This window comes from Paraburkholderia sp. D1E, assembly GCF_052682275.1.
In genome coordinates, this window is record NZ_JBQYMB010000001.1 from 5,038,392 (window position 1) to 5,061,595 (window position 23,204).

Annotated in this window: 21 protein-coding genes; 11 read left to right on the forward strand and 10 right to left on the reverse strand. The window is 61.7% G+C overall.

Annotation, left to right across the window (positions count from 1 at the left end; all coding sequences use genetic code 11):
- Positions 1 to 8: 8 nt before the first annotated feature.
- From ACUN0E_RS22585 to ACUN0E_RS22610, 6 genes are all read left to right on the forward strand, one after another.
- On the forward strand, positions 9 to 344 hold the full coding sequence (locus tag ACUN0E_RS22585) for a PP0621 family protein (protein ID WP_408231247.1): 336 nt from the start codon (positions 9 to 11) through the stop codon (positions 342 to 344).
- Positions 341 to 937 carry a 1,6-anhydro-N-acetylmuramyl-L-alanine amidase AmpD gene (gene ampD / locus ACUN0E_RS22590; protein WP_445567996.1) on the forward strand — a complete coding sequence of 199 codons (597 nt, stop codon included), beginning with the start codon at positions 341 to 343 and terminating at the stop codon, positions 935 to 937. The genes ACUN0E_RS22585 and ampD overlap by 4 nt, the downstream gene beginning before the upstream one ends.
- A gap of 531 nt (positions 938 to 1,468) precedes the next feature.
- Positions 1,469 to 4,465 (forward strand): ribonucleoside-diphosphate reductase subunit alpha, encoded by a 2,997-nt coding sequence (locus ACUN0E_RS22595; protein ID WP_445567997.1) that lies wholly within the window; start codon positions 1,469 to 1,471, stop codon positions 4,463 to 4,465.
- Positions 4,466 to 5,136: 671 nt separating this feature from the next.
- Entirely contained in the window at positions 5,137 to 6,369 is a 1,233-nt protein-coding gene (locus ACUN0E_RS22600) for a ribonucleotide-diphosphate reductase subunit beta (protein ID WP_325043204.1), read from the forward strand.
- Positions 6,370 to 6,454: 85 nt separating this feature from the next.
- On the forward strand, positions 6,455 to 6,781 hold the full coding sequence (locus ACUN0E_RS22605; RefSeq protein WP_445567998.1) for a hypothetical protein: 327 nt from the start codon (positions 6,455 to 6,457) through the stop codon (positions 6,779 to 6,781).
- A 30-nt stretch (positions 6,782 to 6,811) separates the two neighbouring features.
- Positions 6,812 to 7,462, forward strand: coding sequence for a histone H1-like DNA-binding protein (locus tag ACUN0E_RS22610; RefSeq protein ID WP_445567999.1), 651 nt, complete (start codon positions 6,812 to 6,814; stop codon positions 7,460 to 7,462).
- Between the two features lie 280 nt (positions 7,463 to 7,742).
- Here ACUN0E_RS22610 and ACUN0E_RS22615 read toward each other — a convergent pair whose 3' ends face one another.
- The 10 genes from ACUN0E_RS22615 to ACUN0E_RS22660 all read right to left on the reverse strand — a co-directional run bounded on the left by ACUN0E_RS22615 (position 7,743) and on the right by ACUN0E_RS22660 (position 16,087).
- A complete protein-coding gene (locus ACUN0E_RS22615; protein ID WP_445568000.1) occupies positions 7,743 to 8,219 on the reverse strand; it encodes an outer membrane lipoprotein in 477 nt (158 codons plus the stop codon).
- Between the two features lie 25 nt (positions 8,220 to 8,244).
- Entirely contained in the window at positions 8,245 to 9,183 is a 939-nt protein-coding gene (locus tag ACUN0E_RS22620) for a carbohydrate kinase family protein (RefSeq protein ID WP_445568001.1), read from the reverse strand.
- A gap of 96 nt (positions 9,184 to 9,279) precedes the next feature.
- Entirely contained in the window at positions 9,280 to 9,780 is a 501-nt protein-coding gene (tpx, locus tag ACUN0E_RS22625; protein ID WP_408231265.1) for a thiol peroxidase, read from the reverse strand.
- 73 nt (positions 9,781 to 9,853) lie between these two features.
- A complete protein-coding gene (locus ACUN0E_RS22630; protein ID WP_445568002.1) occupies positions 9,854 to 11,236 on the reverse strand; it encodes a zinc-ribbon and DUF3426 domain-containing protein in 1,383 nt (460 codons plus the stop codon).
- 48 nt (positions 11,237 to 11,284) lie between these two features.
- Positions 11,285 to 12,187: a 50S ribosomal protein L11 methyltransferase gene (gene prmA / locus ACUN0E_RS22635; RefSeq protein ID WP_408231271.1), complete on the reverse strand. Its 903-nt coding sequence runs from the start codon at positions 12,185 to 12,187 to the stop codon at positions 11,285 to 11,287.
- A gap of 3 nt (positions 12,188 to 12,190) precedes the next feature.
- Positions 12,191 to 13,558, reverse strand: coding sequence for an acetyl-CoA carboxylase biotin carboxylase subunit (accC, locus tag ACUN0E_RS22640; RefSeq protein WP_408231274.1), 1,368 nt, complete (start codon positions 13,556 to 13,558; stop codon positions 12,191 to 12,193).
- Between the two features lie 118 nt (positions 13,559 to 13,676).
- Positions 13,677 to 14,147 (reverse strand): acetyl-CoA carboxylase biotin carboxyl carrier protein, encoded by a 471-nt coding sequence (accB, locus tag ACUN0E_RS22645; RefSeq protein WP_408231277.1) that lies wholly within the window; start codon positions 14,145 to 14,147, stop codon positions 13,677 to 13,679.
- A 76-nt stretch (positions 14,148 to 14,223) separates the two neighbouring features.
- Complete coding sequence (gene aroQ / locus ACUN0E_RS22650; RefSeq protein ID WP_445568003.1) at positions 14,224 to 14,679, reverse strand: type II 3-dehydroquinate dehydratase; 456 nt, start codon at positions 14,677 to 14,679, stop codon at positions 14,224 to 14,226.
- Positions 14,680 to 14,873: 194 nt separating this feature from the next.
- Positions 14,874 to 15,422 (reverse strand): TlpA family protein disulfide reductase, encoded by a 549-nt coding sequence (locus ACUN0E_RS22655; RefSeq protein WP_445568004.1) that lies wholly within the window; start codon positions 15,420 to 15,422, stop codon positions 14,874 to 14,876.
- Between the two features lie 11 nt (positions 15,423 to 15,433).
- On the reverse strand, positions 15,434 to 16,087 hold the full coding sequence (locus tag ACUN0E_RS22660) for a UDP-N-acetylmuramate--alanine ligase (RefSeq protein ID WP_445568005.1): 654 nt from the start codon (positions 16,085 to 16,087) through the stop codon (positions 15,434 to 15,436).
- A gap of 212 nt (positions 16,088 to 16,299) precedes the next feature.
- On the opposite strand from ACUN0E_RS22660, the gene mpl reads away from it, so the two are divergent.
- The 5 genes from mpl to mtgA all read left to right on the forward strand — a co-directional run bounded on the left by mpl (position 16,300) and on the right by mtgA (position 22,211).
- Complete coding sequence (mpl, locus tag ACUN0E_RS22665) at positions 16,300 to 17,694, forward strand: UDP-N-acetylmuramate:L-alanyl-gamma-D-glutamyl-meso-diaminopimelate ligase (RefSeq protein WP_445568006.1); 1,395 nt, start codon at positions 16,300 to 16,302, stop codon at positions 17,692 to 17,694.
- Complete coding sequence (locus ACUN0E_RS22670) at positions 17,691 to 18,293, forward strand: YqiA/YcfP family alpha/beta fold hydrolase (RefSeq protein ID WP_445568007.1); 603 nt, start codon at positions 17,691 to 17,693, stop codon at positions 18,291 to 18,293. The genes mpl and ACUN0E_RS22670 overlap by 4 nt, the downstream gene beginning before the upstream one ends.
- Positions 18,294 to 18,464: 171 nt before the next feature.
- Entirely contained in the window at positions 18,465 to 20,579 is a 2,115-nt protein-coding gene (locus ACUN0E_RS22675) for a ribonuclease catalytic domain-containing protein (protein WP_445568008.1), read from the forward strand.
- A complete protein-coding gene (aroE, locus tag ACUN0E_RS22680) occupies positions 20,576 to 21,439 on the forward strand; it encodes a shikimate dehydrogenase (protein WP_445568009.1) in 864 nt (287 codons plus the stop codon). The genes ACUN0E_RS22675 and aroE overlap by 4 nt, the downstream gene beginning before the upstream one ends.
- 49 nt (positions 21,440 to 21,488) lie before the next feature.
- Positions 21,489 to 22,211, forward strand: a complete 723-nt coding sequence (gene mtgA, locus ACUN0E_RS22685; RefSeq protein WP_408231301.1) for a monofunctional biosynthetic peptidoglycan transglycosylase — start codon at positions 21,489 to 21,491, stop codon at positions 22,209 to 22,211.
- Positions 22,212 to 23,204 lie beyond the last annotated feature (993 nt).

Below are 23,204 nucleotides of genomic sequence, written 5' to 3' on the forward strand. Positions count from 1 at the left end.
GCCCTGCTATGCGACAAATTTTTCTGCTGATCCTGTTGTTCATCGTTGGCCAGTGGCTGGTCAAGGCGCTGCGTCGTCATGACGCGCAAGCGTCGCAACGCGCCGGAGGTGCCGGTGCGAATGGCGCTGCTGGTGCAAAAGGCCAGAGTGGCCCGAATGGCGGCGCGCGTGGGCCCGCCTCCGCGCAAGCGCAGCCGCAGCTCGCGGAGCCGATGATCCGTTGTGCCGAGTGCGGCGTGCACGCGCCGAAAAGCGATTCCGTGGTGGTGGCCGGGCAGCCGTTCTGCAGCGCCGCACATGCACAGCGTCACGGCGCGCATCCCACGGGCCGCGACGCTCGATGAGCGTCGCGTTCACCGTCGATGCCGACGGTTGGGTCGCCGCCGCACGCAAACTGCCTTCGCCGAATTTCGAAGCGCGGCCCGACGGGGCCGTGCCGACGCTGATCGTCATCCATAACATCAGCCTGCCGCCCAATGAGTTTGGCGGCACGGCGATCGCCGAGCTGTTCCAGAACACGCTCGACTGCGACGCCCACCCTTACTACGACACGCATTTGCGCGGCGTACGGGTGTCCGCGCACTTTGTGATCCATCGCGACGGCGCGCTTGAGCAATTCGTGTCCTGCAACGAGCGCGCGTGGCACGCCGGCCCATCGAATTTTTTCGGGCGTGAGCGCTGCAACGATTTCTCGATCGGCATCGAGTTGGAGGGCAGTGACACGACTGCTTTCGAAGCGGCGCAATACCGCACGCTCAGTGCGCTTGTGACAGCGCTCAAGGCTCGCTATCCGGTCGAGGGACTTGCCGGTCACTCGGACATTGCCCCCGGCCGCAAAACCGATCCAGGGCCCCATTTCGAGTGGCAGCGTCTGCAGCGCGACACCGCGTTAGCGGATCAGTACTTCCCCTATCTCAAGTTTTCCAACGCGCCGTAACGACCCTTCGCGCGACTTCGCGTGATACGTGCAGAGCGAGGCGCAGCCTTGTTCTGCGGGCGGCGGGTTTGCGTCGCGCGATCCAGATGTCAAGTCTTCAAAAGCAAATAAATCGATTTGACCTGTCTTGAAACTCCACTATACTTGGTGCCAGAAATTCAGTTTCGCACTATATATAGTGTCCGGTGTGTATAACTCTGTGCATAACTGAGTGCATAAGTTATGCGGCGCCTCGCTCCCCGAGCATGGCGCCGCAAGCATTCCAGGCAGCGAAAAAATTCCTGCGGCGCGGCCGGTAGTGACTTCCGGCGGCATCCAGAAGCATTCAGGAAAAGGGCACAGCAAGTGATCGCGACACACATGATGAAGACCGTTACAAGTTCGAACCAGGCTTCATCGCTGTCGCATTCCGCCACCCGGCTCAGCCGGCCTTTTTCCTGCACACCATCGCTTGCGCACGCGGCGGCGCAGCGTTCGTTTTAATAATCCGCGGCTTTCTCCGCACCATTTCCAAGACCAGGAGCTTTGCACATGCAAACCACCGACAACGTGACGACCCGGTATGAGGGCTCACCGACTGGCCAGGCCTTCGGCCAGACACAAGGCGCACAGGCGCTTGCGCCGCAGGTGACCTATGCCGACTACAAGGTGATCCGTCGTAACGGCAGCGTGGTGTCGTTCGAGCCGTCGAAAATCGCCATCGCAGTGACGAAGGCATTTCTGGCTGTCAACGGTGGTCAAGGCGCGGCGTCGGCTCGCGTGCGCGAACTGGTCGAGCAACTTACGCAGAGCGTGGTGCGTGCACTCGTGCGCAGCCGTCCGAACGGCGGCACGTTCCATATAGAAGACATCCAGGATCAGGTCGAACTCGCGCTGATGCGCGGCGGCGAACACAACGTCGCGCGTGCGTACGTGCTGTATCGCGAGAAGCGCACCCAGGCGCGCGGTCATGACGACCAGATCGTTGCTAACACGCCGGGCCTGAACGTCACCGACAACGGCGTGACGCGTCCGCTCGACATGGCTGCACTGCGCGGCATCATCGAATTGGCTTGCTCGAACCTGGGCGACGCCGTGAGCGCCGATCCGATCATCGCGGAAACGGTCAAGAATCTGTACGACGGCGTGCCGATGACCCAGGTCTACGACTCAGCGATTCTGGCTGCCCGCACAATGATCGAAAAGGACCCGGCATACAGCCAGGTCACCGCGCGCATCCTGCTGCACACGATCCGCCGCGAGATTCTCGAAGAAGAAGTCACGCAAACGGAAATGGGCGAGCGCTACGCCGAGTACTTCCCGCAATTCATCAAGCGCGGCGTGCAAGCCGAACTGCTCGACGACAAGCTGCTGCAGTTCGACCTGAAGCGCCTCGGCGCCGCACTCGACAACAACCGCGATCTGCAATTCGGCTACCTCGGCCTGCAAACGCTGTACGACCGCTACTTCCTGCATCACGACGGCGTGCGCATCGAAATGCCGCAGGCATTCTTTATGCGTGTCGCGATGGGTCTGTCGCTGAACGAGATCGACCGCGAAGCGCGCGCGATCGAGTTTTACAAGGTGCTGTCGAGCTTCGACTTCATGTCGTCCACGCCCACTTTGTTCAACTCGGGCACCCGCCGCTCGCAACTGTCGTCCTGCTACCTGACCACAGTCGACGACGATCTCGACGGCATCTACGAAGCGCTGAAGGAAAACGCGCTGCTGTCGAAATTCGCCGGCGGTCTGGGCAACGACTGGACGCGCGTGCGCGCGCTCGGTTCGCACATCAAGGGTACCAACGGCAAGTCGCAAGGCGTCGTGCCGTTCCTGAAGGTCGTCAACGACACGGCTGTGGCAGTCAATCAGGGTGGCAAGCGGAAGGGCGCGGTGTGCGCGTACCTGGAAACGTGGCACCTGGACATTGAAGAATTCCTCGAGTTGCGTAAGAACACCGGCGACGACCGTCGCCGCACCCACGACATGAACACGGCGAACTGGATTCCCGATCTGTTCATGAAGCGCGTGCACGAAGGCGGTGACTGGACGCTGTTCTCGCCGTCCACCTGCCCGGATCTGCACGACAAGTTCGGCGCGGAATTCGAAACGGCTTACACGGCTTACGAAGACAAGGTCGCGCGCGGCGAGATCAAGCTGTTCAAGAAGATCCCGGCGGCGCAACTGTGGCGCAAGATGCTGGGCATGCTGTTCGAAACCGGCCACCCGTGGATCACGTTCAAGGATCCGTGCAATGTGCGCTCGCCGCAACAGCACGTCGGTGTCGTCCACTCGTCGAACCTGTGCACGGAAATCACGCTGAACACCAGCGACGCCGAAATCGCCGTCTGCAACCTCGGCTCGGTGAACCTCGTCGCCCACCTGAAGGAACAGGCCGACGGCACGCTGGTGCTCGACCACGACAAGCTGAAGCGCACCGTCAGCGTGGCGATGCGCATGCTCGACAACGTGATCGACATCAACTACTACGCGGTTGCCAAGGCGCGTAACTCGAACCTGAAGCACCGTCCGGTCGGCATGGGCATCATGGGCTTCCAGGATTGCCTGCACCTGCTGCGCACGCCGTACGCGTCGCAAGAGGCGGTGGCGTTCGCCGATACGTCGATGGAAGCGGTTTGCTACTACGCTTACTACGCGTCGACCGAACTGGCCCAGGAACGTGGCCGTTACTCCAGCTACCGCGGCTCGCTGTGGGACCGCGGCATCCTCCCGCAAGACTCGGTGAAGCTGCTGGCCGAAGCGCGCGGCGGCTATGTCGAAGTCGATTCGAGCGAATCGATGGACTGGACCGAACTGCGTTCGCGCATCGCCATCTACGGCATGCGCAACTCGAACTGCGTCGCAATCGCACCGACGGCAACCATCTCGAACATCATCGGCGTGTCGGCCTGTATCGAGCCGACGTTCCAGAACCTGTATGTGAAGTCGAATCTGTCGGGCGAATTCACGGTGGTCAACGACTACCTGGTGCGCGACCTGAAGGAACGCGGTCTGTGGGACGAAGTGATGGTCGCCGACCTGAAGTACTTCGACGGCACGCTGTCACGCATCGACCGCATCCCGGCCGACCTGCGCGCGATCTACGCGACCGCGTTCGAACTCGATCCGGTGTGGCTGGTCGAAGCGGCCTCGCGTCGTCAGAAGTGGATCGACCAGGCGCAGTCGCTGAACATCTACATGGGCGGCGCGTCGGGTAAGAAGCTCGATGAAGTCTACAAGCTTGCATGGGTACGCGGTCTGAAGACGACTTACTACCTCCGCACGATGGCGGCGACGCACGTCGAGAAGTCGACGGTTGCTCACGGCGCGCTGAACGCGGTGAGCTCGGGTGGCGGCGAAGGTTCGGGTGGTGTCGGCGGTGGCGCGGCAGGCGGCTTTGGCGCCAGCGGCGGTGCAGCTTCGGGCGGCATCCAGGCAGCGGCGGCAGCGCCGGCCGTTGCAGTCGAAGCAGCACCGGAAGCGGATGGTCCGGTGTGCATGATGCGTCCGGGCGATCCGGGTTTCGACGAATGCGAGGCTTGCCAGTAAGAACCTCTCGCGACCGTGATTCAAGCGTGAGGCGAGTACGAAGCAGGCGGCAGGATCGCTGTTTGCTGAACGGGTTGTAGGTAAAGACCCGCATGCAGCGATCAGCAAGCCTGATAGAGGTGATGCAGAAGTGAAGTAGACGAGCGGCGCGGTGAAACGAAATCGAAGTTGCGCCGCTCGTCGACAAGCAGCGAAGCACGGCAAGCAACTGAAGTCGTGAAGCGGTAACAAGCAGTAGATGAAGCGGTCAGCAGTCGGTAACACAGACGAAGCGCTCGACATGAAGCGCTCAGCAAACGCTCCGGTCGAGGGTCGATCGACACAGCCGGCCAGATGCATCGCTCGACATTGCATTGAACTTCGCCTCGCTAGCACTGACGAACAGGCAGACACGAGGCAGCAGGAAGCAATCGCAAGACGCTGCAAACACGCTCCGCAATACAGATAGATAGAGCAGCGAAACGTCGCTTCGACACGTTGCTCTTCGAGTTCGCGAAGCACTTCGACGACACATGTTCAACACGCTTCACATGAGGCGACACACACAGTCTGTTGAACAAAGTGTTGTATGAACGTAGCAACGCGAATCGAAAACAGGATTTTTCATCAGCGAACTCTTTTATCGCTCGTGAAAAGATGGTACAAACCGTTCTAAATTGATGGTGACATTTATGCTCAACTGGGATGACGAGATCACTGCCGTAACTCCCTCGAGCGCTACGCAACAGAATGTGTTGCGCAACGCGGCGGGATCGGCTGTCGGTTCGCAAGTCGGAACGCGTTCCGCTCCTCACGCTCCCTCGGCTCAAGACGTCTTCGCGAACGACATTGCTGTCGCTCCCGTTGCTTCCGTCTCTCACGCTACCGGAACCGCTGCCGTTTCCGAGTCGCGTGTCAATGTCGCCGACAAGCGCATCATCAACGGCCAGACCGACGTCAATCAGTTGGTGCCGTTCAAATACAAGTGGGCCTGGGAAAAGTATCTGGCTGGTTGCGCCAACCACTGGATGCCGCAAGAAGTGAACATGTCGCGCGACATCGCCCTCTGGAAAGACCCGAACGGGCTGACCGAAGACGAGCGCCGCATCGTCAAGCGCAACCTGGGCTTCTTCGTGACGGCAGACTCGCTGGCCGCCAACAACATCGTGCTGGGCACCTACCGCCACATCACGGCGCCCGAATGCCGCCAGTTCCTGCTGCGCCAGGCATTCGAAGAGGCGATCCACACGCACGCTTACCAGTACATCGTCGAGTCCCTGGGCCTCGACGAAGGCGAAATCTTCAACGCGTATCACGAGGTTTCCTCGATCCGCGCGAAAGACGAATTCCTGATTCCGTTCATCCATACGCTGACCGACCCGGCCTTCAAGACCGGCACGCTCGAGGCAGACCAGACCCTGCTGCGCTCGCTGATCGTGTTCGCCTGTGTGATGGAAGGTCTGTTCTTCTACGTCGGCTTTACGCAAATCCTGGCGTTGGGTCGCCAGAACAAGATGACCGGCGCGGCGGAACAGTACCAATACATCCTGCGCGACGAGTCGATGCACTGCAATTTCGGCATCGACCTGATCAACCAGATCAAACTCGAAAACCCGCAACTCTGGACGGCTGAGTTCCGCGCGGAAATCCGCGAAATCTTCCAGCAAGCGGTCGAACTTGAATATCGTTACGCAGAAGATACGATGCCGCGCGGGGTGCTCGGCCTCAATGCGTCGATGTTCAAGAGCTATCTGCGCTTCATCTGCAACCGTCGTTGCCAGCAGATCGGTCTCGATCCGCTGTACCCGAACGAGGAAAACCCGTTCCCGTGGATGAGCGAGATGATCGACCTGAAGAAGGAACGCAACTTCTTCGAGACGCGAGTGATCGAATATCAGACTGGCGGCGCGCTAACCTGGGAGTGATCCGGGTTCGTGTCGCAGATGCATTCATTTTGGGGATGCCGGCAGGCTTCGGCCGCGGCAATTTAGTTAGGAGCAGAACCGCCTGATGCAAATTGTGCCCGGTGCGTCGCGTGCCTTCGCGGTCCACAAACATGGCTGGCACTTTGCGAACCCTTCAGTGGGATGGGCAAACTTCCCCCCGGAAAAAGCCGCCGGCGTTGTCGCCAGCGGCCCGATCAAGCAATTGCCGGCGTTGATATTCATCGCCGACCAGATCTGGCGCGCGGTGCCCAAGGGCACGGCGCGCCTTACCGCATTCATTAGCGTAAGCGCGCAGCACCTGCGTACGCCGATGAATAGCCCGCTTCGTAGCGCGCGCCCTGAGAAGCGTCCGCGAGAAACGGGTTTTGACGAAGGGTGTAGTTTGAACTGACTCTCATCTGAAAACCTGAAGGAGAAAATGATGGCAACTATCAAAAAAGCCGTAGCTAAGAAACCCGCAGCGAAGAAGGTCGTAGCCAAGAAGGCACCGGCTAAGAAGGCTGCTCCGGCGAAGAAAGTCGCTGCCAAGAAAGTCGCAGTGAAGAAGGTTGCAGCGAAGAAGGTTGCAGCGAAGAAGGTTGCAGCGAAGAAAGCACCGGCGAAGAAGGTTGCAGCGAAGAAAGCTGCTCCGGCCAAGAAGGTTGCAGCCAAGAAGGTCGCAGTGAAGAAGGTTGCAGCGAAGAAGGCGCCGGCTAAGAAGGCAGCGCCGGCTAAGAAAGCCGCTGTGAAGAAGGTTGCAGCAAAGAAGGCACCGGCGAAGAAGGCTGCAGCAAAGAAGGCGCCGGCTAAGAAGGCTGCTGCCAAGAAGGCTGCGCCTGCTAAGAAGGCTGCTGCCAAGAAAGCTGCGCCTGCGAAAAAGGCTGCCGCTAAAAAGGCTGCGCCTGCCAAGAAGGCTGCCGCGAAGAAGGCCGCTGCTCCTGCCAAGAAGGCTGCCCCTGCGAAGAAGGCTGTCGCCAAGAAGGCTGCGCCTGCACCCGCTGCGACTTCTGTCTCGAGCGCACCGGCGGCGTCGGTGAAAACCGCGCTGAACCCGGCAGCGGCATGGCCGTTCCCGACGGGCAGCCGTCCGTAACTGGCGGATAAGCGGTAGAAGTACTTCGACACGTCGTACCGTGTGTCGATGATCGAGTAGCGCTTAAGTAGCATTACCGAGCGCTACTCGGTCAGGGTCCCGTTGCCAGGGTTTCTGGCGACGGGATTTTTTTTGCCCGCCGCTCGCTGCTCGCCCATCGCTTGAAAATGCGTCGGCTCAAAACGTGCAGGCGAAAAAAAACGCATGCACAGGGGAGGGCATGCGTTTGAAGTCGCCGCGGCGGCGCGCTAAGCGTTGCCGCGCGAGAGGGGAAACTAGCTTAGTGCGTGACGCGCGTGACGCCGCCGCTCGAGAGCAGACGAACGCGGTCGCCGGCGCGGAATATTTCGCCGGTGGCGCTTTGCGTGATCGCGCGCATGTCGCCGTTATCGAGTCGCACGGTGATCTCGAGACCGTCGTGAACCGCGACGCCGTTCTCGACCGCGTTGCCTGCCACGGCGCCGGCCAGACCACCGATGATGCCCGTCACGATCGAGCCGCGACCGCCGCCGATCGCGCTGCCGGCGACCGCGCCCAACGCACCGCCGCCGATCGCGCCCAGGCCACTCGGCTGGCCGTTGTTCGAACTGATCTTCACGGCCCGAACGCTGTCGACCGTGCCCATGCGGACCGTCTCTTCGCGCTGTGCCTGCGACGCCGTGTAGACATCTGCAGAACTGCTGTTATACGCACACCCCGACAGGGCCAGTGAACCGGCAATCAAGGCGGCCACTACCAGGCGACTCGTTGTTCTCATTCCCTAACTCCAATAGCTTGCGGCATTACTGCAGGTCGTATCCGAACGCCTGCTTGAACCGTTCGTTGATCTCCGCCCGGCTGGGCGCGTAGTTTTGCGGGCCCTGGTGTTCGATCTTCAGCGCGCCCATCAGGCTCGCCAGACGCCCGGTGGTCGCCCAGCCAAGCTTGTTCTCGATGCCGTACAGCAAGCCGCCGCGGAACGCGTCGCCGCAACCTGTAGGATCGAGCACCTGCTGTGCCTTTACCGCCGGAATATCTTCGATGTCCCCGGCGTGATGGATCTTCGCACCTTGCTCGCCGAGCGTGATAACCAGCGCCTCGACCTTGCCGGCGATCTCTTCGATCGACCAACCCGTTTTGTTGCTCACCAGTTTGGCTTCGTAATCGTTGACAGCTACATAAGTAGCAAGTTCAATCATACGGCGCAGAGACTCGCCGTCGAACAGCGGCAAACCTTGGCCCGGATCGAAGATAAACGGCACGCCGGCCGCTGCCAGGTGCTCGGAATGCTGGATCATGCCGTCGTAGCCGTCGGGGGCGACGATGCCGAGCGTGATGCCTTTTGCCTGGTCGGCGCGATTCAGATGCGACTGCATCATCGCGCCCGGGTGGAATGCGGCGATCTGATTGTTTTCCAGATCGGTGGTGATCATCGCCTGGGCCGAGTGGGTGTTCGGCACCAGGAGTACGTTTTCCGTCGACAGGCCGAGTTGCTTGAAGCGGTCCATGTAGAGCTGCGCGTCGATCGCGCCGAGCGTCCCCATGATGCGCGCGTCGCCACCGAGCAGATGCAGCGAGTAGGCGATGTTGCCCGCGCAGCCGCCGAATTCCCGGCGCATCGTCGGCACGAGAAAGCTCACGTTCAGGATGTGGACCTGCTCCGGCAGGATGTGATCCCGAAAGCGGCCCTCGAAGGTCATGATGTTGTCGTAGGCGAGCGAACCGCAAATCAGCGTAGCCAAGGCGAGCGTTCCTGTAAAAATCGATAAAGAGAATGGGCGCGACGATGTGACAGCGCCGCGCACGAAGCGCGGCGCCGGGGTTCGCGTGCGAAGGTTTTACTTCAGCGCGGCGAGTGCTGCGTCGTAGTTCGGCTCGTTCTTGATTTCGCCGACCAGCTCAGCGTGCACGACCTTGTCGTTTTCGTCGACGACCACCACAGCGCGTGCCGTCAGACCCGTCAGCGGGCCGCTCGTCACATCGACGCCGTAGGCTTGCGCGAACTCATGGCCGCGGAACGTGGACGCCGTCACGACGTTCTCGATGCCTTCTGTCGTGCAGAAGCGCGATGCGGCGAACGGCAGATCGCCCGACACGACGATCACAGCCGTGTTGGTCAGCTTGGCTGCGGCTTCGTTGAACTTGCGGGTCGAGGTGGCGCAGGTCGGCGTGTCGAGGCTCGGGACGATGTTCAGGACCTTGCGCTTGCCGGCAAAGTCAGCCAGCGACACCGGCTTCAGATCCTTGCCCACGAGCGAGAAAGTGGGGGCATTCTGGCCCACGGTCGGGAACGTGCCTGCTACTTCGATCGGGTTGCCACCCAGCGTGACTTGACTCATGTTGTTGTGCTCCGAAAATTCGTCATTAATGACGGTGAACGCGCCCGGTCAGTGCCGGGCGCGCAAGGATGCGTTACGGATAAAAAATCTGTACGCGGAAATTGGAAGCGACCGCATTGCCCGTGTCGAGATGGACGATCATGGTCTGGGTCGTACGCGCAGGCAGGCCGGCCGCGATTGGCGTGCCGGGTGGGACATAGTCTTGCGGCCACAGAACGCGGCGCACGGCAACATTGTTCTGGTCGTCGAGCAGCGTGAGTTCGATGGCCGGGTAGGCCAACGCAACATTGAAGCGGTTGCGCAGCGGCATCTTCAGTTCGAGCTTGTGTGGACCGTCAATCTGCCGCAGATCGGACGGCTCGACCTGCAAACCGTCGATGTCGTGCGGCGGTGTGATCTGGCAGCCGAGCTGCGCACAGGCCGTCGCATAGAGCGTCTGTGAACGTGGGAAGTAGACCTGCACGGTTTCGCGCTGCCACCAGGCGAGTTGCGCAAGCAGGGCGATAACCAGCAGCGCCGCGACTACTGAGCCCGCGATGATCCAGCCGAGGCGGCGCGGTTCGGCTGGACGCGTTTCGCGTACCACCGGGAAGGGATCGATGCCGTCATGCACCGGCTGGACTGTGAAAGGTTCGCCGCTCGATCCAAATGAGGCTGCGCCCGGGCCACCTGGGCCGGCCGTGCCTGAGCGGCCGCTGCCCGCGCCCAGGCCGCCCGCAGCGGCCGCACCCAAGCCGGCCGCTGCGCCCAAGCCGGCTGCACCGGAGGCGGCCCCACCTAAGCCGGCCACACCTGAGGCGGCCCCACCGAAATGCGGTTCATTGTCAGGAATCCCATGCAAGGCGGCCGGCTTGTTTAGAACCGGTTCGTCTGCATGAGCAAAATGTTCAGAGGAGCGCTCGGTCTTGTGCCAGACCCGTGGCGCGGCTTCCGCCGGCGGGTTGGCAGGGGGCGCGGAAGGCTCACGCGGGACGTTCACCGGCGCGTCGGGCTCGTAGGCGAAGGGTTCGAGCGGCGCGTCCGCAAGAATCGGTTCGTGGTCGTGAGGACTCGGCGTGGTGACAGCGCTCGCTGGCAGTTCCGGCTCGGTCGCATGGCGCGGTGTGACCGCGACGCCTACGCCGGTGGAAACCGGCGTGAGCGGCAGATTGCTGGCGTTGTGAAGCAGACGGTTGTCGATCACGGCGTCGGCCGCCGGTGCCCACGGATCCCAGGCTTCAGCGCTGAAATCGGGGTCCTTGGGACGTACGCCGGACAAAGCCTCGATCGCCGCCGTCGCGGCGACTGGCTTGGCGGAGGAGAAGTCGCCGCCCTCGTTCAGTTCGAACAGGCTACTGGATGCGTCGAATACTTCATGGCAATGCCCGCAACGCACGAGGCCGCGGCGCAGCGCGAGCTGCGCCGGTTGCAGGCGGAAGACGGTTTCGCAGAAGGGGCAACGCGTCGCCAGGAGCATATTGAGCCGGTAAGCCGAAAGGCCGTTGGTTGGACAATACGCCTTATTCTAATGGCTTTCGCGGCGCGTTCCCGTTAGACATACCCAACCTTCGTGTTCGCGCCATACGCCGATGTCGATCCATTGTGCGTAGACCTGCGCCACTTCGTCCGCCTGGCGCGCCAGAATGCCTGATAGCGCGATACGGCCGCCAGGCTTGACCTTCGACGACAGCATTGCCGCCATCAGCTTGAGCGGATTCGACAGGATATTGGCGACCACGATATCGAACTCGCCGGTGGGGCACTCGTCAGGCAAACCGTACGTGACTTCTACCCGGTTGCGCTCGCTGTTATGACGCGCCGATTCGACCGCTTGCGGGTCGATATCGATGCCGTACACCGGGTTAGCGCCGCACTTCTTCGCGAGGATCGCGAGGATGCCCGAGCCGCAGCCATAATCGAGCACGGATTGCTCCGCCTTCACCGATTGCTCCAGCCATTCCATACACAAACGTGTAGTGGGATGGCTGCCGGTTCCGAATGCGAGGCCGGGATCCAGCTCCAGCACGAGGGCGTCCGGGTCCGGTGCATCGTGCCACGAGGGCACGACCCAGATGCGCTCGCCGATTGAAATCGGATCGAATTGCGATTGCGTGAGACGCACCCAATCCTGCTCTTCGACTTCACGCACGGTGAATGAAGGCGCGGGATCGAGGCCCAGTTCATTGGCCGCCGCGGTGAGCAACACCGCCGGCTCGTGTTCCGGCGCGAGCAGCGCGATCACCCGCGAACGCTGCCACGCGGCGCGGTCCGGCGTGAGACCGGGCTCGCCGAACAGCGGCTGCTCGTCGGGCGTGTCGGCGTCCGCATCTTCAACCGATACGGACAGCGCACCCAACTCGAGCAGCGCGTCGGAGAACTCCTCCGCGTGCTCGCGTGCCAGCTCGGCGATCAGTTCCCGGTAGCTCATGACTTACGCTTCTTCCGGCGCGGCCTGCTGCTTCGCGGCCAGCCGGTTTTCGAGGTAATGAATGCTGGTGCCGCCTTCAACGAACTTCGCGTCCAGCATCAATTCGCGGTGCAGCGGGATGTTGGTCTGAATACCCTCGACGACCATTTCCGACAATGCGATGCGCATCCGCTTGATTGCCTGTTCGCGCGTCGCGCCGTAAGCGATCAGCTTACCGATCATCGAATCATAGTTCGGCGGCACGAAATAGCCATTGTAGGCGTGCGAATCGACGCGAATGCCAGGACCGCCCGGCATATGCCACGACGTCAAACGTCCCGGCGACGGCGTGAACTTGAACGGATCTTCAGCGTTGATCCGGCATTCGATAGCATGACCCTTGAAGACGATGTCGCGCTGACGGAACGCGAGCTTCTCGCCAGCCGCGATACGGATCTGTTCCTGCACGATATCGACGCCCGTGATCAGTTCGGTCACCGGATGCTCGACCTGCACGCGCGTGTTCATTTCGATGAAGTAGAACTCGCCGTTTTCGTACAGGAATTCGAATGTACCCGCGCCAAGATAGCCCATCTTCTTGCAGGCATCCGCGCAACGATCACCGATGCGGTCGATCAGACGGCGCGCGATGCCCGGCGCCGGCGCTTCTTCAATCACTTTCTGGTGACGGCGCTGCATCGAGCAATCGCGCTCGCCCAGCCAGACCGCATTCTTGAACGAATCCGCCAGGATCTGAATTTCGATGTGCCGCGGGTTCTCCAGGAATTTCTCCATGTAGACCTGCGGGTTGCCGAAGGCTCGGCCGGCTTCTTCGCGCGTCATGTTGACCGCGTTGACCAGCGCCGCTTCCGTGTGGACCACGCGCATGCCGCGGCCACCGCCGCCGCCGGCGGCCTTGATGATCACCGGATAGCCGACCTGGCGGGCAATTTTCACGATCTCTTTCGGATCGTCCGGCAACGCCCCTTCAGAACCCGGCACGCAGGGCACGCCGGTTTTGATCATGGTCTGCTTGGCGGTCACCTTGTCGCCCATCATCCGGATGGTTTCCGGGCGCGGGCCGATGAAGGTGAAGCCGGACTGCTCGACGCGTTCGGCGAAGTCGGCGTTTTCCGAGAGGAAGCCGTAACCGGGGTGGATCGCCTGGGCGTCCGTCACCTCGGCTGCGCTGATCAGCGCCGGCATGTTCAGGTAGCTCAGATTCGAAGGCGCCGGGCCGATACAGACCGCTTCGTCGGCGAGCTTCACGTACTTGGCTTCCTTGTCGGCTTCCGAATAGACGACGACCGTTTTAACGCCGAGTTCGCGGCAGGCGCGCTGGATACGAAGCGCGATCTCGCCACGATTGGCAATAAGGATTTTTTCAAACATAGCGGTTTTTCGACTCATCAATAGGCGCCGGGCTGATCACAACGCAGGCTGCCTTAGAGGATCGGTCGCGCGCCCCGGGAGGGCAGGCGCGCGGGCGGCAAACGCAAAGCGCGCCGTGTTAGCCGACCACGAACAGCGGTTGGCCGTACTCGACCGCTTGACCGTTGTCGACGAGGATTTCTTTGACCACGCCGGACTTGTCCGACTCGATTTCGTTGAGCAGCTTCATGGCTTCGATGATGCAGATCGTCTGGCCTTCCTTGACCGTGTCGCCCACCTGGACGAACGGCTCGGCGCCCGGCGACGGCGCCAGGTAGAACGTGCCGACCATCGGCGAGGTCACCACGTGGCCTTGCGGCGCGGCGGCGGCCGGCGTGGCCGGGACGCCTGCTGCCGCGGCCGGCGCTTCGCCGCCCGCGATCGGTGCCGGCTGCATGTATTGCGGCGCGTAGGAAGCAGACGGTTGCACGTAAACCGGCGGCGCATTCTTGACGATGCGGACCTTGCCTTCGCCTTCAGTCACTTCGAGTTCGGAAATGCCGGACTCGGAGACGAGGTCGATCAGAGTTTTCAGTTTACGTAGATCCATCAGGAAGCCCCTTTCAATGCGTAAAGTGCCGGCGCGTGCAATCGCAATACCCGGCTTAAATTGGACGTGTTTGGAATCAGCCGCGCGATGAGCCGGCGGACAGCCGGTCGAGCGCGAATTCGAGCGCGTACATGTACCCCTTCCAGCCAAGGCCGCAGATCACGCCCTCTGCCTGGTCGGAGAAATACGAGTGATGCCGGAACGGTTCGCGGCGATGTACGTTCGACAGATGAATCTCGACGAACGGGATGCCGACCCCCGCCAGTGCGTCCCGAATAGCCACGCTGGTGTGCGTGTACGCGGCGGGATTGATCAGTATCAAATCGGTTTTTTCAGTCCGGCCGGATTGGATGCGATCGACCAGGGCGCCTTCATGATTGCTCTGGAACGACGCGAGTTCGACGCCTGCGTCCGCTGCGCGGTCCGCCAGCGCCTGATCGATCTGCGGCAACGTCACGCGGCCGTAGACCTCGGGTTCCCGGGTGCCGAGAAGATTGAGGTTGGGGCCGTGCAGTACCAGCAGTCGCGTCATGGTCGCTTCTTTTTCCGTGGAATTGGGCGCACTTTAGCGCTGATTAGAGAAACTTGTCTAGTTTCCTGCGCGTTCAGAACGATCTCAGCGACCTTTCGCCGCCTCTCCGGGCGCCCATCTTCTCTCAAATTTGAGCAATTTGCGCGCAATTTCGCGCCTTTTGCCCCTATCTGATCGTCAAAAGAATGTGAAATTTAGAGCGCATCGAGCGTCTGTCTCAGCGCTTGCGGGTCGATTTGCCCTAATTTTGTCGAGCGGACGTTGCCCTTTGCGTCAATTACGACGGTAAAGGGCAGGGCGCCGGCAGTATTGCCGAACGCGCGTGCGAGGTCGGCGCCGCCGAATCCGGTCACATAGACGGGGTAGGCTACTTTCACCTTCTGCAGGAACGCCTGAACGTTTTTGTCCGAATCGACGCCAAGTCCGACGAACTGGATTCCTTTCTTTGCATATTCGCGCTGAAGTTGCGAAAGAGCGGGCATCTCTTCGACACACGGTCCGCACCAAGACGCCCAGAAGTTGACGACGATTGGGTGGCCTTTAAGCAAACTTAGCGATTGCGGCTTGCCGTCGACATTCGTGACCGGTGCGGCCCAAAGCTGCTCGACTGCGCTTTGCGTGGAAGCGGGCTCTGTCGCATGAGCAATTTCCGGGCTGCCATTCAGCAAATGATTGGCCAGCACCCCGCCGCCCGCAGCGGCGACCGCGACAAGCGCGCCTGCCAGAATCCGTCTCGTATTCATTTCAGGTCTGTCTAATTAGTTGAAGAGGTGACGTCGCTACTATCGAGCAGCGCCTGAACCGCCTGCTGGTTCGCGCGCGCGGTGCGGCCGCGCGCGTCGGCCCGGACCGCGCCGCGCAAGTCGTCCGTTTCGTACAGGGCGACGTGGATGCCGGCCGGCTCCCCATCGCGCCCTTCGTTCGTGGGGCGCCAGAGAAAGCTCAGCGTCTCGACGTAGCCGCGACCGGCAAAATGCCGCGTCTCCGAAACGTCGTACTGAATGTTGGCGTTCAGAAAATAGATCGCGACTTCTTTCGGGTTGTCGCAGAACACCTGAAGGTGGATATCCGATTGTTCGCCGGCTGTGCCACCGAGCACCGCGCCGGTCAGATACGGATTGAACGGCGCGAGCCGCTCCATCCAGTCGATGGCAATGCGGCGTAACCGCCGCAACAGCGCCGGCTGGCTATCTTTCTGGAAGAGCGACTGATATTCACGGATTTCTGCTTCGATCTGGTCGTTATCTGGCAGCCATTCGCCGGCAACACGGCTCTCGCCGACTACTTGCCGTGCCGCTTTACGCTTGGCCGTTGCATAGTCCAGACCGTCTTCAGCGATCATCCGTGCAGCCGCGATGGCGATTTCCTCACGCACGCGCTGCGGATCGAAATGTGATTTGCGAACCATCTCTCAATCATACTAGAGATTGATGTCAGCCCTTTCTGGGCGGTTCGCGGCGGGCGCTTTGCGCGGGCAAGGTGCCCAGCTACCTTGACTGCCCCGTTCATAGGGTGATTCAGAGGCGTCGGTTACAATAGCGTCCTTTGCAGACGGTCGTTTCGACCGCTTCCTTGCACTCCCATCCCTCGCAAAATACGCCCGCGCGGCACGACAGGCTTATGCACATCCACATCCTCGGTATCTGCGGCACGTTCATGGGCGGACTCGCGGTCCTCGCGCGCGGCGCGGGGCACACCGTGACGGGCTGCGACGCCGGCGTTTATCCGCCGATGAGCACGCAGCTCGAGGCGCAAGGCATTCGTCTGATCGAGGGTTATGACGCTGAGCAGTTGAATGGCCTCAACGCCGACCTGTTCGTGATCGGCAATGTGGTTACGCGCGGCAACCCGCTGATGGAAGCGATCCTCGATCGCGGCCTGCCTTACGTCTCCGGTCCGCAATGGCTCGGTGAGCACGTGCTGAACGGCAAGTGGGTGCTGGCGGTGGCCGGCACCCACGGCAAGACCACCACCAGTTCGATGCTGACCTGGCTGCTCGAAGATGCGGGTCTCAATCCGGGTTTCCTAATCGGTGGCGTGCCACTGAATTTCGGCGTGTCGGCGCGGCTGACCGATTCCAGCTTTTTCGTCATCGAGGCCGACGAGTACGACACGGCCTTCTTCGACAAGCGTTCCAAGTTCGTTCACTACCGGCCGAAAACCGCGATCCTGAACAATCTCGAGTTCGATCACGCCGACATTTTCCCGGATCTGGCAGCGATCGAAATGCAGTTCCATCATCTGATCCGTACGGTGCCGGGCATTGGCCGAATCGTCACGAACGGTCGTGAAGACGCGCTGGAGCGCGTGCTGACGCGCGGTTGCTGGAGCGAAGTCGAGCGGTTCGGCGTACAAGGCGGCTGGGAAACCTTGCCGGCGGAAGACAGCGTGCCGGTCGACGAGCGTTTCGCCGTGTATCACAACAGCGAGCGCGTGGGTGTCGTCGAGTGGCTGGTGCAGGGCGAGCACAACCGCATGAACGCGCTTGCCGCGATCGCCGCCGCGCGCCATGTCGGCGTGCCGCCGGCACAAGCCGCGAAGTCGCTGGCGAGTTTCCGGAATGTGAAGCGCCGCATGGAAGTGCGCGGCAGTGTCGACGGCGTGACCGTCTACGACGATTTCGCCCATCACCCCACTGCGATCGAAACCACGGTGGCCGGGCTGCGCGCCCGCGTCGGCCGCGAAAACACGCGAATCCTTGCCGTGCTGGAGCCGCGCTCGAACACGATGAAGCTCGGCGTGATGAAAGCACAATTGCCGGCCAGCCTCGCCGACGCCGACCTGGTGTTCGGCTACGGCGCGCCGGCCGGCCGCGACGCACTTGGCTGGGATCTCGGCGAAGCGCTCGCGCCGCTCGGTGGCAAAGCGCAGGCTTTCGACAATCTCGACGCGCTGGTCAAAGCGGTGGTTCACGCGGCGCGCCCCGGCGACCAGATTCTGGTGATGAGCAACGGCGGCTTTGGCGGCGTGCATCAGAAGCTGCTCGACGCACTTTCCGCGCGAGGCGCTTCGTGATCCTTTATCTGCACGGTTTCCGTTCGTCACCCAATTCGTTCAAGGCACGCGTGCTGGCCGCACGGCTCGTCGAACTCGGTCGCAGTGGTGAATGGTGCTGCCCGATGCTGCCGGTTTCGCCGTTCGAGACCGTGGCGCTTGCCGAATCGCTGGTCGATGCCGCGAAACCGGACAACATCACGGTGATCGGCAGTTCGCTTGGCGGCTACTTCGCCACGCATCTTGCCGAAAAACACGGCTGGCCGGCGGTGCTGCTGAACCCGGCAGTCGTGCCGCAACGCGACCTGAGCGCCTATCTCGGCGAGCAGCCCTTATGGCACGGTGGCGGCAGCATCACGGTCGAGCCGCATCATCTGGATGAGCTGCGCGCGCTCGGCGTCACGTCGATCACGCGCCCCGAACGCTATTATTTGATGGCTGCCACTGGCGACGAAGTGCTCGATTACCGTGAAATGCTTGCGCACTATCCGGGCGCGCGCACTACGCTGATCGAAGGGAGTGACCATGCGATCAGCGAATTCGCACAATACGTCGACGAGGTGCTGGCCTTTTGCGATGCCGAAGACGTCGAGCCGCCGGCGCCGCGCGAAGCGGCCTGACAGCCGACGATCCTGCAGCGAGGCCGTTGCGGATCACCAGATTCATGCCGCTGGCGCGCGTATCGCGCCGCGGATCCACTACCACGAACATGTTGCCGTGCCGCGCGCAGTGACCGATAGCTGAACTCAATCGGGCACGCCGGCAAATGCAAGTCAGAACGAGAGTATTGAGTGAACGTTTTCTTCGAGGAATCGGGCAGTTTCAAGGCGGGCAGTGTGCTGTCGCGCCAGGGCGATGCTTTTCAGGTCGAGTTGCCGGGCGGCCGCCGCGCCAAGGTGCGCGCGAAAGATGTGCTGATCGAATTCGAAAAGCCGACCGCCAGCGAGTTGATGCAGCAGGCGGACGCCGCCGCGCAGGACATCGATCTGGACTTCCTGTGGGAATGCGCGCCGGATGACGAATTTCCGTTTGCCACGCTTGGCGCCGAGTACTTCGGCGAATCGTTTGGTTCGATCGAGCGCGCGGCGCTGGTGCTGCGTATGCACGGTTCGCCGGTGTATTTTCGCCGCAAGGGCCGCGGCATGTATCAGCGCGCGCCGCAGGAGCAACTCAAGATGGCCCTTGCCGGGCTGGAGCGCAAGCGCCAGCAGGCGCTGGTGCAGGCCGGCTACGAAGACGAACTGAAGGCAGGCCGTCTGCCGGAAGGCTTCAGCGGGAGCAAGGCGCTGGCTTTGCTTACCCGGCCCGACAAGAACACGATCGAATACAAGGCGCTCGAAGGCGCGGCAGCGGCGCGCGGCATCTCGCAGGCACGGCTGATGCTGGAGTGCGGCGCTATTCCGTCGGCTCGCGCATTGCACGAGGCGAAGTTCCTCTCCGAATTTTTCCCGCACGGCACTGGCTTTCCGCCGGTCACGGTTGGCGCGTTGCCGGAAGATCTTCCGGAAGCCGATGTGCAGGCATTTTCGATCGACGATATCACTACGACTGAAATCGACGATGCGTTCTCCGTCGAGCATCTGGCCGACGGCCGTGTGCGGATCGGCGTGCACATCGCCGCGCCGGCGCTCGGCATCGCACGCGGCGACGATGTCGATGCGATCGCGCGCACGCGTTTGTCGACCGTCTATATGCCGGGCGACAAGATCACGATGCTGCCGGATAGCGTCGTCGAAGCGTTCACGCTGGCTGAAGGTGGCTTGCGGCCGGCTCTGTCGCTGTATGTGATCATCAATCGCGAGACGCAGGAAATCGTGGCGAGCGAAACGCGCGCCGAGCGCGTGTTCGTGAAGAACAATTTGCGCCACAACACGCTGGACGAACTGGTCACCGAAGAAGCGCTCGCTGCCGGTACCGGCGATTATCCGCACAAGGAAGACATCGCCGTGCTGTGGCCGTTCGCGCAGGCGCTGTTCGAAAAGCGTCAGACCGCGCGCGCCGGTTATGGCCTGCGCCGCGAAGTGCAGCGCAATACCGATTTCAACTTCTACGTGGAAGACGAGCACATCACGATTACACCGCGCCGGCGCGGGTCGCCGCTCGACACGATCGTCGCGGAGCTCGCGATTCTCGCCAACTCGTCGTGGGGCGGATTCCTGCACGACCACGGCGTGCCGGGTATCTACCGTACACAACGTGCGTTCGGCGCGCCGACCGGCCCGAAACGCACCCGCATGCAGACCAACGCCGCTCCGCACGAAGGCCTGGGCGTCACGCAATACGCGTGGAGCACGTCGCCGCTGCGCCGCTACGTCGACCTCGTGAACCAGTGGCAATTGCTCGCCTGCGTGCAGCATGGCGTCACCGCAAAACTGGCCGCGCCGTTCAAGCCCAAGGACGCCGATCTGTTCGCCGTCGTGCAAGGTTTCGACGACACCTACACCGCGTATGCCGATCACCAGCGCCGCATGGAGTACTTCTGGTGCCTGCGGTGGTTGAAGCAGGAGAATCGTAAGCAGGTGGTTGCGTCGGTGGTGAAGGGCGATCTTGTGCGCCTTGAAGAGATTCCGCTGCTGCTGCATGTGCCGGGTCTCGGCGTGCATGCACGCGGTACGCGCTTGCAGATGGAAGTGATGTCGATCGACGAGCTGACCGTCGAAGCGTCCGTGCGCCTGCTGCATGTGCTCGACGCGCCGACTGTGACAAGCGGCAGCGAAGCTGAAGAAGCCGACGAGGGTGAAGAGGAAATCATCGACGTGGCGGATGAAAGCGCCGAAAGCGAAGCCGAGGTGCAAGCCGAAGCGGACCTCGACGGCGGTGCAACTGAACAGGGCGACGCCGAAAACGGCGACGACGCCAGCGACGCGTCAGCCGATCAGCAGCATGTGGCGGAGCCAGGGCGATGAGTGCTAGCAATCCACGCGACCGCTATGCGGTCATCGGCAACCCGGTCGGCCATAGCAAATCGCCGTTCATTCATGGTCGGTTTGCCACGCAGACCGGCGAGCCGATCGAGTACGGCCACCTGCTCGCGCCGGTCGATGCATTCGTGCCGCATGTGCGCGCTTTTATCGAAGCGGGCGGCCGAGGGTTGAACGTGACGGTGCCGTTCAAGCTCGACGCGCACGCGTTCGCTAGCACCCTGTCGCCGCGCGCGGCGGCGGCTGGCGCGGTGAACACACTGCGGTTCGACGCGAGCGGTATCTATGGCGACAACACGGATGGCTTCGGTCTCGTACGAGACATCGAAGTGAATCTCGGCGTTTCGTTGAAGGGTGCGCGGATTTTGCTGCTTGGTGCGGGCGGCGCTGCGCGCGGCGTTGTGTTGCCGATGCTGGAGCGCACGCCGCACACGCTGACGATCGTCAACCGTACGGCGGCGAAGGCCGAAGCGCTTGCCGACCAGTTTGCGCAAGCCGCGGGCGACGCCGCTTGCCGTCTGACCGGCGGCAGCGCGCGAGCGATCGAAGCGGGCGAGTACGACGTGATCGTCAACGCGACGGCGGGTAGTCTGGATGCTTCGTTGCCAGAGTGCGACGACCGTGCGTTTGGCAGCGGGACGCTCGCTTACGACATGATGTACGGCGCGCATCCGACCGTATTCATGGAACACGCACAGAAGCTGGGTGCGCGCGGCGCCGACGGTCTCGGCATGCTGGTCGAGCAGGCGGCCGAATCGTTTTACGTGTGGCGAGGTGTGCGGCCCGACGGCGCGCCGGTGCTGACCGAATTGCGAGCGCTGTTGACCGCGCCGTCGCCCGCTTAGGCCGCTGTTTTACTTTCCGGAACTCACCGACTCGGGGACTGAGACCACGATGACAGCAACGCGGCGCGCGAGCCGGCCAGGTCCGGTGCGATGGATGTTTTATCTGGGTGCCGTGGTGGCGATCGCGTGGCTTGCGACGCAGGCGTTTTACTTCGCGCAGATCGCGGTGTGGAATTACGTGAATCCCCAGTCGACGGCTTTCATGCGGTCGGACGCGTGGCAGTTGTCGGAGGATCGGCCCGATCTGTCGGTGCAGCATACGTGGGTGCCGTATGAGCAGATTTCACACAATCTGAAGCGGGCGATTATCGCTTCCGAAGACGCGAATTTCGTGAATAACAATGGCTACGAGACGGATGCCATTTTGCAGGCGTGGGAGCGGAATAAGTCCAAGGGCAAGATTGTCCGCGGCGGTTCGACGATTACCCAGCAGTTGGCGCGGAATCTGTTTTTGTCGCGGGAGAAGAGTTATATCCGAAAGGGTCAGGAATTGATCATCACGTGGATGCTCGAGACGCTGATGGACAAGCAGCGGATCTTTGAGATTTATCTCAACTCCGTTGAGTGGGGGAATGGGGTTTATGGTGCTGAAGCGGCCGCACATTATTACTACAAGACATCCGCTGCTAAATTGACGGCTGGGCAGTCGGCCCGGTTGGCGGTGATGCTGCCGCAGCCTAAGTATTTCGACGAACACAGAGGCTCGGGGTATCTTGCGCAGCGATCGCGCGTGATTGCCCGGCGGATGGGGGCGGCGGAATTGCCGGATTAAGGTTTTTTTTGCCTGTTCGGCGGGGGTGTTTTTTTAATTGCCTACGGCGTTGGGCTTTTCTTGATCTGATGCGTGTTCGGCGCTTGTTTGTCTGTGTTTTTATGGCGTTGGCCTTTCCTTGATTTCTTAGTGGTCTATTAGCGTCGCCCCTGTGCGGGGCGGGCACTTACTTCTCTTTGCCGCCGCAAAGAGAAGTAAGCAAGAGAAAGCGGCTCACCCCGCTAATTCTTAAGCGGGTCCCCTGGCTTGGAGGGGATCGTGGTGTATCTGGAATCTGTGTTCTCGCACATTCGACGTTCGTGACAAGGGCGTCATACTTCCGGCGGCGCTGCGCGCGCCGACGCGTATCTCCTGGAACCATCTGATCGTTTTCGCGCACGTCTTCACCCGACGCCGCGGCTTGTCGTTGTGTCTCCAACATTCCCGCAATGCGTCAGCGCTTCATTCGAAGTGCGAATTCACGCCCGCACACGCTACCGCGACTTGCCGGTGCTCGGAGCGCCGAGTGGCAGTTCGCGAATATATATATATCTTCCGGCACCTCGCCGAGGCGAAGCCGGCGTTTTCCCTCTGCGCTCAATTGAAGCCTCTGGTTTCCCGTGCGGACTCGTCCTCGTCGAGGCGAAGCCGATATCTCCAATGCCTCAAAACGAAGCCCCTGGTTTCCCACGCACCCGTCTTCGCTAAGGCGACGTCGATGGCTCTCACGGCCTTCAAACGAAGCCCTTGGGTTTCTCTCCAGACTTGTCTTCGGCGAGGCAAAGCCGATGGTCCCCACCACGCGTAACCAAAGCCCCGGCTTTCCCAGGCAGCCCCATCCGCGACGCACGCAGTGCGGAGTGGGAGTTGATGAGTGCTGTGTCACTCCGGCTGAATGTGCGAGGGCACGGATTCCAGATGCACCACTACCATGGCTGTGCGGGGGACCCGCTTAAGAATTAGCGGTTTGAGCCGCTTTCTCTTGCTTACGTCTCTTTGCGGCGGCAAAGAGAC

Excerpts from the sequence above, each read along its gene's own strand:
- mtgA (WP_408231301.1), top strand. The coding sequence starts at position 21,489 with ATGACAGCAACGCGGCGCGCGAGCCGGCCAGGTCCGGTGCGATGGATG.
- ACUN0E_RS22595 (WP_445567997.1), top strand. The coding sequence starts at position 1,469 with ATGCAAACCACCGACAACGTGACGACCCGGTATGAGGGCTCACCGACT.
- ampD (WP_445567996.1), top strand. The coding sequence starts at position 341 with ATGAGCGTCGCGTTCACCGTCGATGCCGACGGTTGGGTCGCCGCCGCA.
- mpl (WP_445568006.1), top strand. The coding sequence starts at position 16,300 with ATGCACATCCACATCCTCGGTATCTGCGGCACGTTCATGGGCGGACTC.
- ACUN0E_RS22630 (WP_445568002.1), bottom strand. The coding sequence starts at position 11,236 with ATGCTCCTGGCGACGCGTTGCCCCTTCTGCGAAACCGTCTTCCGCCTG.
- prmA (WP_408231271.1), bottom strand. The coding sequence starts at position 12,187 with ATGAGCTACCGGGAACTGATCGCCGAGCTGGCACGCGAGCACGCGGAG.
- ACUN0E_RS22605 (WP_445567998.1), top strand. The coding sequence starts at position 6,455 with ATGCAAATTGTGCCCGGTGCGTCGCGTGCCTTCGCGGTCCACAAACAT.
- ACUN0E_RS22585 (WP_408231247.1), top strand. The coding sequence starts at position 9 with ATGCGACAAATTTTTCTGCTGATCCTGTTGTTCATCGTTGGCCAGTGG.
- aroE (WP_445568009.1), top strand. The coding sequence starts at position 20,576 with ATGAGTGCTAGCAATCCACGCGACCGCTATGCGGTCATCGGCAACCCG.
- accC (WP_408231274.1), bottom strand. The coding sequence starts at position 13,558 with ATGTTTGAAAAAATCCTTATTGCCAATCGTGGCGAGATCGCGCTTCGT.
- tpx (WP_408231265.1), bottom strand. The coding sequence starts at position 9,780 with ATGAGTCAAGTCACGCTGGGTGGCAACCCGATCGAAGTAGCAGGCACG.
- ACUN0E_RS22660 (WP_445568005.1), bottom strand. The coding sequence starts at position 16,087 with ATGGTTCGCAAATCACATTTCGATCCGCAGCGCGTGCGTGAGGAAATC.
- ACUN0E_RS22600 (WP_325043204.1), top strand. The coding sequence starts at position 5,137 with ATGCTCAACTGGGATGACGAGATCACTGCCGTAACTCCCTCGAGCGCT.
- accB (WP_408231277.1), bottom strand. The coding sequence starts at position 14,147 with ATGGATCTACGTAAACTGAAAACTCTGATCGACCTCGTCTCCGAGTCC.
- aroQ (WP_445568003.1), bottom strand. The coding sequence starts at position 14,679 with ATGACGCGACTGCTGGTACTGCACGGCCCCAACCTCAATCTTCTCGGC.
- ACUN0E_RS22655 (WP_445568004.1), bottom strand. The coding sequence starts at position 15,422 with ATGAATACGAGACGGATTCTGGCAGGCGCGCTTGTCGCGGTCGCCGCT.
- ACUN0E_RS22610 (WP_445567999.1), top strand. The coding sequence starts at position 6,812 with ATGGCAACTATCAAAAAAGCCGTAGCTAAGAAACCCGCAGCGAAGAAG.
- ACUN0E_RS22615 (WP_445568000.1), bottom strand. The coding sequence starts at position 8,219 with ATGAGAACAACGAGTCGCCTGGTAGTGGCCGCCTTGATTGCCGGTTCA.